The sequence below is a fragment of the Bradyrhizobium sp. CCBAU 25338 genome (assembly GCF_028128965.1).
Taxonomy (GTDB): domain Bacteria; phylum Pseudomonadota; class Alphaproteobacteria; order Rhizobiales; family Xanthobacteraceae; genus Bradyrhizobium; species Bradyrhizobium liaoningense.
Genome location: NZ_LFKY01000040.1, coordinates 522,278 through 532,866, shown reverse-complemented (window position 1 = coordinate 532,866; position 10,589 = coordinate 522,278). Strand labels below are relative to the sequence as shown.

At 65.6% G+C, this 10,589-nt stretch carries 10 protein-coding genes; all 10 read right to left on the bottom strand.

Annotated features, from left to right (window positions below; genetic code table 11):
* Window positions 1-151: 151 nt before the first annotated feature.
* A complete protein-coding gene (locus ACM42_RS27000; protein ID WP_271530713.1) occupies window positions 152-949 on the bottom strand; it encodes a PAN domain-containing protein in 798 nt (265 codons plus the stop codon).
* Between the two features lie 122 nt (window positions 950-1,071).
* Window positions 1,072-1,986, bottom strand: a complete 915-nt coding sequence (locus ACM42_RS26995) for a hypothetical protein (RefSeq protein ID WP_271530712.1) — start codon at window positions 1,984-1,986, stop codon at window positions 1,072-1,074.
* A 2-nt stretch (window positions 1,987-1,988) separates the two neighbouring features.
* Window positions 1,989-2,405, bottom strand: coding sequence for a hypothetical protein (locus ACM42_RS26990; protein WP_271530710.1), 417 nt, complete (start codon window positions 2,403-2,405; stop codon window positions 1,989-1,991).
* Window positions 2,402-3,103 (bottom strand): hypothetical protein, encoded by a 702-nt coding sequence (locus ACM42_RS26985; RefSeq protein ID WP_271530709.1) that lies wholly within the window; start codon window positions 3,101-3,103, stop codon window positions 2,402-2,404. Before ACM42_RS26985 ends, ACM42_RS26990 begins: the two co-directional genes overlap by 4 nt.
* A gap of 1,068 nt (window positions 3,104-4,171) precedes the next feature.
* Entirely contained in the window at window positions 4,172-4,495 is a 324-nt protein-coding gene (locus ACM42_RS26980) for a hypothetical protein (RefSeq protein ID WP_271530744.1), read from the bottom strand.
* Window positions 4,496-4,713: 218 nt separating this feature from the next.
* On the bottom strand, window positions 4,714-6,564 hold the full coding sequence (gene ilvD / locus ACM42_RS26975) for a dihydroxy-acid dehydratase (RefSeq protein WP_271530708.1): 1,851 nt from the start codon (window positions 6,562-6,564) through the stop codon (window positions 4,714-4,716).
* 271 nt (window positions 6,565-6,835) lie between these two features.
* Entirely contained in the window at window positions 6,836-7,696 is an 861-nt protein-coding gene (locus ACM42_RS26970; protein WP_271530707.1) for an ABC transporter permease, read from the bottom strand.
* Window positions 7,693-8,622: an ABC transporter permease gene (locus tag ACM42_RS26965; protein WP_061881664.1), complete on the bottom strand. Its 930-nt coding sequence runs from the start codon at window positions 8,620-8,622 to the stop codon at window positions 7,693-7,695. Before ACM42_RS26965 ends, ACM42_RS26970 begins: the two co-directional genes overlap by 4 nt.
* The gene (locus ACM42_RS26960; RefSeq protein WP_271530706.1) at window positions 8,622-9,608 is read right to left on the bottom strand and encodes an ABC transporter ATP-binding protein; all 987 of its coding nucleotides are present in this window, start codon (window positions 9,606-9,608) and stop codon (window positions 8,622-8,624) included. The genes ACM42_RS26965 and ACM42_RS26960 overlap by 1 nt, the downstream gene beginning before the upstream one ends.
* Window positions 9,605-10,588 (bottom strand): ABC transporter ATP-binding protein, encoded by a 984-nt coding sequence (locus tag ACM42_RS26955; RefSeq protein ID WP_271530705.1) that lies wholly within the window; start codon window positions 10,586-10,588, stop codon window positions 9,605-9,607. The genes ACM42_RS26960 and ACM42_RS26955 overlap by 4 nt, the downstream gene beginning before the upstream one ends.
* Window position 10,589 lies beyond the last annotated feature (1 nt).

The window sequence follows — 10,589 nt, the reverse complement described above, 5'->3', positions numbered from 1 at the left end:
TATCTTTGATGTTTGCAGCGCAAGTCCAGATGTCAGCGCACGCGAATAGTCTCCGAAATCAGTACCGGACACCGGGCATGTCGCGACTTTCCGCGCATAAGCCAGCACCACGGGATTGGCCTTCAAGGTGCGCCGATTGTCGCCCAAAAGGCTAGTCCCTGATCCCGGAATGGCAGCAGCTATCACGAACCCGCACGCCCGCCGCACTCTTGAGCAGGCAGTTCTCGGCAGAGCCCGCTCCCGAACTGCCCGCCCGCCGCCAGGTCCACGCACGGCAGGCGGCCGTGTCCCGGCACAGCTGGCGGCAGCGGCGCCAATCCTGACCCGGAATCTCACTGTGGCTGATGTCATGGCCCGGAAGGCGGATGCCTGGCAAGGGTGGGTGGCAGTCCTCGCCGATGCACGTCCATCCTTCGCCCGATGGCACCGGACAACTGATGTGATAGCCGCTCGCGATGTTGACCCTGGTCGCGGGATTGATGTTGCCGCCGTCGACCACGCAGCCGCGTTCCCCTTCGATGAACAGCACGAGGTCGACGTCCTGGGCGTAGTCAGTCGGGCGAGCGGCGCAGAGGTCGGTATGAAGCCTTTCCGCGAGGTTCACGAAGGGATAGTCATGGACCTCGAGGCTGTCGTGCGATTGGCAAGCATACGGTACCGCAGCGACGTCGCGAGCATCCCAGTGGGCCCGTACGCAGGAGGCGATCGCGCGCCGCGCCTCCCGCCGGGCCTCATTGACTTGGTAGTAATGCGTGACCGTGTTGCGCACCGACCACCGATAGGCTTTGCGCGCGGTGCTGGCGCCTGACGGGCGCACCTCGAGAATGGCCGTGCAGCTTCGGGTGTAATCCGCCTCCGCTGGTCGAACGTCGGAGATGGCGACGGTCGCAGCGGCGAAGGCCAGGAGGGACACTTGCTGCCATGCGAAGGTTTTCGATCTCAGCGTCATGGAAGCCGCCTCCATACGAATGCAGTTTCGTAGCCCGGCCGGGGGCGCCCGCATTGAGATTGATCAAACCGCCCGCAAAAGGTCCGCGACCGCGAGCGGCAGCGCGTGTTGTTGTTGGCAGCTCAATAGATCTCGGAGCAGCCGCCGTCGGCACCCACCGGGAGTTCGTCGTCGATCTCGCAGTAGCAGTACGGGTTGTCCTGCGTTGTGGCTGCCATTCCGTGAGTAGCCGCCTCGTCCACAAACCAGAAAATCTTCTGGTCGCCGATCCGAGCCAGATTGCCCCAAAAGGTGACCAGCTCTCCGACCGTGTTGGCTCCAGCCTCCTCGAATACGTCAGGCTCGTCCTCGCCGGCGGCCTTGCCCGCATGCCCGCCCGCAATGGCGCCGAGGATCGCGCAGACGATCGCGACAATGATTGCGGCGAGGAGCGCAAGCAGGCAGAGGATCAGGGTTGCGCAGCCAATCGCTGCAGCAACCGCGACTCCTGCGATCACACCCACGATTGCGCCGACCGCGAGTCCGACGACCCCGCCATTGTAGGCCGAACACACGCGCGGATCGTAGAAGAAGCACTGGACGAGCGCAGAGTTTCGCTCCGCCGCCTCGTGCGTGCAGAGAACGCGGCAGCCTCCTTCCTCCAAACGCTCCCAGTAAAACGACGTCACGAGCACATAAACGAGATTATGCCAAGCGAGGAACGGAAAGATACCGTCGCCGGTCTCGGAGAAACTGCGTTCAATGCGCGTGATTACGCCGGCAACGCAGCTGGGTGTTCCCTCCATTGCGTTGCATTTCACCCGGCCCTCGCCGGATATGAGCGAGTACACGGCGAAGACCGCCATGAACCCGACCGAAAACACACCGATCAATACCCCTCCGACGCCGGGGATCGCGAGTGCCAGCGCGGTACCGATCAGGAAGCCGACCAGCGCGGCCTCGGTAAATGCAACCGCGACATTGGTGTATGTCCCATGCCCCTCCGGCTCGGTTCTCGGCGGATAGCAGTTTGGAGTTCGGTCGTATCTGCACACCATGATTAGACCCTCCTCTCCCCGAGCATCCGGCACAAAGCGAACCCAAGGAGGAGCCCGACCAGAATGCCAATCACGATCCCATAGCTGTACGCCCCCAGGATGTGTGCAATCAGCACCGTGAGCGTGCAGATCAGAATGGAACGTGCCAGCATTCCGGCCATGACGCTCCGCAACTGCAGCCGGACAAAAACAATGGAGATGAAGACAACGATAAGCCAGCAGAAGACGGACAGGATGAGGATGATCCACAGGACCTCATCAGCGGTCGGCCTCATGTGCGGATGCATAAATGCGAGTACGGTGAGAAGGCCGCCCGCGATCAGGCCGATGACAAAACCGACGCTTCCGCAGTCTCCCAGCCAATCGAAGAATTCTGCCAGTCGACCTCTGAGGCCCCGGCGAATAGCGGGCATTCTCATGTGTCGATCCTCGCTATGACGGTCACGCCACCCAGTAGCCTTCCACCGTCCCATGTGGCGACGAGGCTGACGGGCTGTTTGTTCGGCGCGTCGTCCGTCCCGTGAAGCCCTGCCGGGACAGTGATGTCGACCCGCACCATCTTCTCCTCACCCGGAGCGAAGTCGTGCTGCGTCCAGTCGATCGCCGCATTCAGCTCTCCGGGTATCAGCCGGAGGTCGATCCGTCTTCCGGCTGCAAGCGGATTCCGTACAGGTACATCGATCGCGAAACGTCTGCCGGACGTACTCGTCTGACGCCCGTCGATGCACTGCGAGCCACGGTTGTTGATCGGTTCCGTATCGAAGGGATGTTCTGCCTGGATTGTGAAGCTGAGCCGCTGCGACTCCGTGCTGCGCAGCGTAGCGTCAAGCGGGAAACGGATAGTGACCACGTTGCCGGCAACGACCGTCGTCTTGTGAGATGCATACAACGATTGAGGCATCCCGATGCCGAAAGGGCCGACGAGGCAGTTGATGATTGCATTGGTCGCGTTGGCTCTCGCGGAGCGGTTGGAAATCCGCGCTTCGACCGCTTCCATCAGATGGAACGGTCCCCAGTCGTTGGTGACGATATCCGGGTTATTCCAGGTCGCATCCCTCCCGAAGGACGCTTCTTCGGTCTGGCTGTAGATGGCGAGATCCGGGCGATGGATTCTCACGCGGGGTAGTCTCACGCAGCCGTCTCCGGGGATCCTCCTTGGAATGCCGGAACAATTGCACAACGAGCGAAACCAGCTGGACGACCGACGCATCGAAGTCCTCCGCGCGACTGAGACACGCAAACCGGGAGTGCGGAGAGCGCGCATTGCTGCGAGAAGAAGCTGCACCTTCCTCAATGCGATTTCCGACCGCCGTGCCAACGCTCAAATCTGCGGTCGATTGCGACTCGAAGACGTGCTGCAAGATGTCAACGCTCTTCAACCCATAGTAGTGAACATACGTCCCTTGAACTTGACGCCGATCAATGTGCACCGCGTGAGCGGCACCTCGTCGTCTTGATTGATGGCTGTGCACGGCGTTGAAGTCGCAGAGGCCGTCCACGCCAAGCGCCATAGCTCCTCTTGCCGCCAGACGGCAGCCGCAACTGACGAGGTCGGCAAGGAGGCACTGCGGCGCCTCGCAGCCGATTGGAGCCGAGCAAGCCGAGGCGAGGCAATCCCGTTCTTGAACAGATCGTCGCTTCATTGAGGCTGATCCAACGTCTGGCCTTCGCCAGCGGCCGATGGAAACAGTGCGTAGATCCCCCAAATACGGGAGCCCCCACCAGCAACCGTCAATTCGCAGCGGGTTGGCGGCTCGATGGCTGTCCCAGGCTGGCACATGAACCTTGGCACGCGCCATGCAGACCTACATTTAACCGGGGATTTTGCATTTCCCTCCCTGGGGCTGGAGCAACGCCGCCTGCCATCATTTCAAGCAGGCGGCGTTGCTGTTTCCGCAGCCCGCCGATCGGGTGCCCCGGTACCAACGATCGTGAATCCTGTTTGCGCCGGCGATCAGGGAAGTTCTGCCCGTTCGCGCTCCGAAGTGCCGAGGCCGAAGGAATCGCGCGCAGGTTCCCGGCGTGGTTCAGCCGGATTCCCGCGACTGCGGGTCCTTGAGCCCCAACCCTGGGCCCAACCATGCCGTTTCGTTCTGGGCCTGGCGGTTCAGGATCGGCTTCCTTGCACCGGCAAAAAAATGCGGCGCCCCCGAGGGAGCGCCGCATGATGCTCTTCCCTGTCAGCTCAGTAGCCGCAGGACGCGCAGCCCATCTGCACTGGGGCGTAGTAGGAATAGCCCGGTGAGACCATCTCGACGCGCTGGCGCGTGGCGTATTGCGGCGGGATGCGCTCGTACTGGACGCTCGGTGGCGCGACCATCACGGTCTGCGGCACCATCACGGTGCGGTACTGCGCCGGCGTGCGGTGCGCGACCACGGCGCCCGGCGACACCATCACGGTCTCGTCGACACTGCGGTATTGCGGCGGCACGTATTGCTGCTGATAGCAGGTCTGGCACGGCGGCGGTGCGTAGCAATTGTAGCAGCCGGCGGAGGCCGCGCCCGTCATGGAAACCGCGGCGACGGCAGTCGAGAAGACGACGGCGAGAGTACGAGACATTGTGGTGTTGCCCCAGTTGCCCGAAATGGATTTGCGAAGGTCGGTGCAGTATACGCCGCAAAACCTTGCTTTGCCGAACTACGTCGGGGCATCCTTAATGCGAACGGCCGGCTTTCGCCGGCCGTTCAGAACTTGTTGACCATGCGCGTCAGGCGAATGGGGCATGCTCAGTTCGAGCGACGCTTCACCTCGCGCACCGCGCCGCGCGCGGCGCTGGTGGTGAGCGCGGCATAAGCCTGCAGCGCGGTCGAGACGTTGCGCTTGCGGCCCGTCGCCTGCCAGGCGGCATCGCCCTTTGCCTCTTCCGCTGCGCGGCGGCTGGCGAGCTCCTCGTCGGAGACCTCCAGCGTGATGCTGCGGTTCGGAATGTCGATGGCGATGATGTCGCCAGTCCGCACGAGACCGATGTTGCCGCCTTCAGCCGCTTCCGGCGACAGATGGCCGATCGACAGGCCGGACGAGCCGCCGGAGAAACGTCCGTCGGTGACGAGCGCGCAGGCTTTGCCGAGGCCCATCGATTTCAGGTAGCTGGTCGGATACAGCATCTCCTGCATGCCGGGGCCGCCGCGCGGGCCTTCGTAGATGATGACCACGACCTCGCCGGCGACGACCTTGCCACCCAGGATGCCTTCGACCGCGGCGTCCTGGCTCTCGAAGACGCGAGCAGGGCCGGAGAATTTCAGGATCGAGGCGTCTACACCGGCGGTCTTCACGATGCAGCCGTCCTGCGCGAGGTTGCCGTAGAGCACCGCGAGGCCGCCATCCTTGCTGAAGGCGTGTTCGAGATCGCGCACCACGCCCTTCTCGCGGTCGGCATCGAGCTCCTCGTAGCGGCGCTCCTGGCTGAAGGCGACCTGGGTCGGGATGCCGCCGGGCGAAGCGCGATAGAAGGTGCGCACGGTCTCGCTCTTGGTGCGTTTGATGTCCCAGCGTTCCAGCGCCTCGTTCATGGTCGGCGCGTGCACGGTCGAGACCGAGGTGTCGATCAGCCCGGCGCGGTCGAGCTCGCCCAGAATGCCCATGATGCCGCCGGCGCGGTGCACGTCCTCGACGTGAACGTCGGCGACCGACGGCGCGACCTTGCACAGCACGGGCACGCGGCGCGAGAGGCGGTCGATGTCCTGCATGGTGAACGCCACCTGCCCTTCATGGGCGGCGGCCAAGAGATGCAGCACGGTGTTGGTCGAGCCGCCCATCGCGATGTCGAGCGTCATCGCGTTCTCGAACGCCTTGAAGTTGGCGATGTTGCGCGGAAGCACGCTGGCGTCGTCCTGCTCGTAATAGCGGCGGACGAGATCGACGATGGTGTGGCCGGCCTCGACGAACAGGCGCTTGCGGTCGGCATGGGTGGCGACCACCGAGCCGTTGCCGGGCAGCGCCAGCCCAAGCGCCTCGGTCAGGCAGTTCATGGAGTTGGCGGTGAACATGCCCGAGCAGGAGCCGCAGGTCGGGCATGCCGAGCGCTCGATCACCTTGACGTCGTCGTCGCTGACCTTGGAGTCGGCCGCGGCGACCATGGCATCGATGAGATCGACGGCCTTGGTCTTGCCCTGCAGCTTGACCTTGCCGGCTTCCATCGGGCCGCCAGAGACGAACACGGCGGGGATGTTGAGCCGCAGCGCCGCCATCAGCATGCCGGGCGTGATCTTGTCGCAATTGGAGATGCAGACGAGGCCGTCGGCACAGTGGGCGTTGGCCATGTACTCGACGCTGTCGGCGATCAGCTCACGCGACGGCAGGCTGTAGAGCATGCCGTCATGGCCCATGGCGATGCCGTCGTCGACGGCGATGGTGTTGAACTCCTTGGCGACGCCGCCGGCCTGCTCGATCTCGCGGGCGACGAGCTGGCCGAGGTCCTTGAGGTGAACGTGACCCGGCACGAACTGGGTGAAGGAGTTGACGACCGCGATGATCGGCTTGCCGAAATCGCCGTCCTTCATGCCGGTCGCGCGCCAGAGGCCGCGGGCGCCCGCCATGTTGCGGCCGTGGGTGGTGGTGCGGGAGCGATAGGCTGGCATGGCGGTTTCCGTCCTGGGTTTGGGGGGCCGGGCGGGAAAATGTGGAGCCGCCTCAGGCCTTTCCGGCCGGATAGCGCACGGGGTGATCAGGCGCAACGGGAACTTGCCGCGAAACGGCCCGGATCGGCCTATCGCAGGCCTCCCCTGCTCCCGACGCGTGGGCACAGGCGGTCTCAGCCGTCATGCCCGGGCTTGTCCCGGGCATCCACGTTCTTGGTTCTGCGCGGCAAAGACGTGGATGGCCGGGACAAGCCCGGCCATGACGGAGCATTTACTGCAGGGTCGGATCGAGCCGGTCGCGGAGCCAGTCGCCGATCACGGAGACCGCCAATGTGGTGACGACGATCGTGGTGGCTGGCGCCAGCATGATCCAGGGCGCCCGGGTGAGGTATTCCCGGCCATAGCCGACCATGTTGCCGAGGCTGGTCATTGGCGGCTGAACGCCCAGGCCCAGGAAGGACAGCCCGGATTCCATCAGGATCACTTCGGGGAAGACCAGCGTCGTCGAGACGATCAGGGTCGAGGCGATGTTGGGCAGGATATGCCGGAGGTAAATCCGCGACGGCGTCGCCCCCAACTGGCGGACGGCCGCCGCATAGCCTTGCGCATTGGCCGAGATGGCGAGGCCGCGCGAGATGCGGGCATAGCGCTCCCAGCCGAACAGGCCCATCAGGCCAATCAGCAGGGGCAGCGAATTGCCGAAAAAGGCGAGCACGGCCAGCGCCATGATCAGGAACGGCATGCTGGCCTGGAAGTCGGTCAGCATCAGCACGAGTTGCTCCGCGGCGCCACGGAAATGCGCAGCGAGGAAGCCCAGCGTGGTGCCGACGATTGCCGAGATCGCGGTGGCGCCGAAAGCGATCAGCAGCGAGATGCGGATGGAAACGAGAAGCCGCGACAGCACATCCCGGCCGAGCTCATCGGTGCCCAGCCAATGCGCTGCATTGCCGGGCGCGGCCAACCGGTTGCGCAGGTCGAGCTGCGTGAAGCCGTAAGGCGCAATCTTCTCCGCGAATGCCGCGATCAGCAGCATCGCGATGATCCAGGCGACCGCAAGCGCGACCGAGACCGGAATTGCCGGCAGGCTGACACGGCGACGAACCGCGGTGTCCTTCAGCGTCGCGTCGGTCATGCGTGGGCTCCTTTCGCGCGCAGCCGCGGGTCGAGGAAGCCGTAGAGGAAGTCGACGATCAGGTTGGACGTCACCATGGTCATCGCGACCAGCAACAGGATGCATTGCACGACCGCGAGATCGCGATTGGCGACGGCGACCACGAGCAGGCGCCCTACCCCCGGCCAGGCGAACACGCTCTCGACCACGACCGCGCCCGCGATCAGCGTCCCCACCATGAAGCCGAGAATGGTGACGGTCGGGATCGCCGCATTCGGCAGCGCATGTGAGGTCACCACCCTGCGCCACGGCACACCCTTGGCCGAGGCGGTTCGGATATAGGGCTGGCCGAGCACTTCGAGCATCGCGCTGCGGGTGAAGCGCGCCAGCACCGCAGCGCCGCCAAGGCTGAGGGTTGCGATCGGCAGGATGGCGTGGCGCCAGCTGTCCTGCCCGCCGGACGGCAGCCAGCCGAGCTGCACGGCAAAGACGAGCACCAGCAGCAGCGCGAGCACGAAGCTCGGCACCGTGAAGCCGGCGACCGCCGTCATCATCACGGCGCGGTCGATCGCCGAGCCACGATGCAGCGCGGCGTAGATGCCGGCGGGAACGCCGAGCGCGACCTTGAAGAAGAAGGCCGGCAAGGTCAGCGCCAACGTGGCCGGGATGCGCTCCAGCACGAGCTCGATCGCGGGCCGTCCGTCGCGCATGGAGCGGCCGAGCTCGCCCTTGGCGATGGCGCCGAAGTAATCGAGATACTGGAACCAGATGGGATCATCGAGGCCCCAGGCCTTACGGAAGGCGGCCAGCACCTCGGGCGGCGCCTCGGGTCCCAGAATCATCAACGCGGGATCGCCGGAGAGGCGAAGCACGACGAAGGCGAAGGTGACGACGAGCACGATCGTCAGCGCCGCGCGCCCGATCCGAATGGCGAAATAGCGTCCCATCAGGCTGCGTCCCGTGTCGCGGCGCCCGCGACGAGATGACAGGCGACCTGCCTGTTGCCGCCGACGGCCGTGAGTGTCGGTACCTCGCCCGCGCAGCGCGCGATGGCGCGCGGGCAGCGCGGGTGGAAGGCGCAGCCGCTCGGCCGTGCCGCCGGATTCGGCGGGTCGCCCGACAGGACGATGCGGCCGGCGCTGCGGCGGCCCGGTGCCGGCGATGCAGAGACCAGCGCCTGGGTGTAGGGATGCTCGGGCCGCGCGAACAGGTCGTCGGCGCTGCCGATCTCGACGATGCGGCCGAGATACATCACGGCAACGACATTGCTGATCTGCCTGACGACCCGCAGATCGTGGCTGATGAACAGCAGCGTCAGCGACAGCCGGGCCTGAAGATCGGCGAGCAGGTTCACCACCTGTGCCTGGATCGAGACGTCGAGCGCGCTGACCGGCTCGTCGCAGACCAGGAAATCAGGTTTGGTGGCGAGCGCCCGCGCCAGCACGATGCGTTGGCGCTGGCCGCCGGACAGTGCGCCCGGATAGCGCGTACCGTGCGCCGGCGTCAGCTCGACGGCGCGCAGCAACTCGCGGACGCGCTCCTCGCGCTCGGCGGGCGTGCCGAGGCCATGGATGTCCAGCGGCTCGCGGATTTGCGTCGCCACCGGCAGGCGCCGGTCCAGCGCGCCGAGCGGATCCTGGAAGATCATCTGCATGCGTGCACGCTGCGCACGCCAGGCGGCCGTCCCAACAGCAGCCATCGGCTTGCCCTGGAAGCGCACTTCGCCCTTATCTGGCGGCTCGAGGCCGAGCACGATACGCCCCGTAGTCGACTTGCCCGAGCCGGACTCGCCGACGAGACCCAGCGTTTCGCCCTTGGCAATCGTGAGCGATACGCCATCGACCGCATGCACGGCCGTGCTGCGGCCGAACATTCCGGAGCGCATGGCATAGCTGCGCGAGATCGCAGACACTTCGACGAGCGGCGGGCTCATTCAGCCGCGATCCCAAGCAGCGCGCGGCGCGAGGCCTCGGCGCGGATGCAGGCGACGCTGCGGTCATCCGCGATCGGCGCCAGGCTCGGAGCGGCAAGGCGGCACGGTTCGGCCGCCAGCGTGCATCGCGGCGCGAAGGCGCAGCCGCCCGGCATGTGCGCCGGATCAGGCACCGTCCCGGGAATGGCGGTGAGACGCCGGCGTGGTCCGTCGAGCGGCGGCAGCGCGCCGATCAGCCCTTGCGCATAGGGATGCAGGGGATCGGCGAAGAGCTGGTTGCTGGGCGCCTGCTCGACGATGCGGCCGGCATACATCACCGCGACACGGTCGCAATTCTCGGCGACGACGCCGAGATCATGGCTGATCAGCACCATCGCCATGCCGAGCTCGCGGCGGACCGTGGAGAGCAGCTCCAGGATCTGGGCCTGGATGGTGGCGTCGAGCGCCGTGGTCGGCTCGTCCGCGATCAGGAGATCGGGATTTCCGGCGAGCGCCATCGCGATCATGATGCGCTGGATCTGGCCGCCGGAGAATTCGTGCGGATAAGCCTCTAACCGCCGGCCCGCGTCGGGAATGCCGACGAGATCGAGCAGCCGTCGGGCTTCCGCCTTCACGGCGTTGCCGGAGAGATCACGATGCAGCGCCAGCGCCTCGCAGAGCTGCTTGCGGATGGTCAGCACCGGGTTGAGCGCGCTCGCCGGATCCTGGAAGATCATGGCAATGCGCCCGCCCCGCACGCGATCGAGTTCGGCAGCCGACGCGCCGAGGATCTCTCGTCCCTCGAGCCGCACCGAGCCGGAGACCTGCGCATGGCGCGGCAGAAGGCCCAGCGCGGCGAGCCATGTGACCGACTTGCCCGACCCGGACTCGCCGACGAGGCCGAGGGCCTCGCCCTTCTCCAAGGCGAGATCGACGCCGCGCAGGACCGGCACGCCGCTGAAGGCGACGCTCAGGCCTGCAATACTGACCAGCTGCGGCACA

Bases quoted from the DNA above. Each gene is read 5' to 3' on its own strand.
- ACM42_RS27000 (WP_271530713.1), bottom strand. From the start codon at position 949: ATGACGCTGAGATCGAAAACCTTCGCATGGCAGCAAGTGTCCCTCCTG.
- ACM42_RS26995 (WP_271530712.1), bottom strand. From the start codon at position 1,986: ATGGTGTGCAGATACGACCGAACTCCAAACTGCTATCCGCCGAGAACC.
- ACM42_RS26990 (WP_271530710.1), bottom strand. From the start codon at position 2,405: ATGAGAATGCCCGCTATTCGCCGGGGCCTCAGAGGTCGACTGGCAGAA.
- ACM42_RS26980 (WP_271530744.1), bottom strand. From the start codon at position 4,495: ATGACGGGCGCGGCCTCCGCCGGCTGCTACAATTGCTACGCACCGCCG.
- ilvD (WP_271530708.1), bottom strand. From the start codon at position 6,564: ATGCCAGCCTATCGCTCCCGCACCACCACCCACGGCCGCAACATGGCG.
- ACM42_RS26970 (WP_271530707.1), bottom strand. From the start codon at position 7,696: ATGACCGACGCGACGCTGAAGGACACCGCGGTTCGTCGCCGTGTCAGC.
- ACM42_RS26965 (WP_061881664.1), bottom strand. From the start codon at position 8,622: ATGGGACGCTATTTCGCCATTCGGATCGGGCGCGCGGCGCTGACGATC.
- ACM42_RS26960 (WP_271530706.1), bottom strand. From the start codon at position 9,608: ATGAGCCCGCCGCTCGTCGAAGTGTCTGCGATCTCGCGCAGCTATGCC.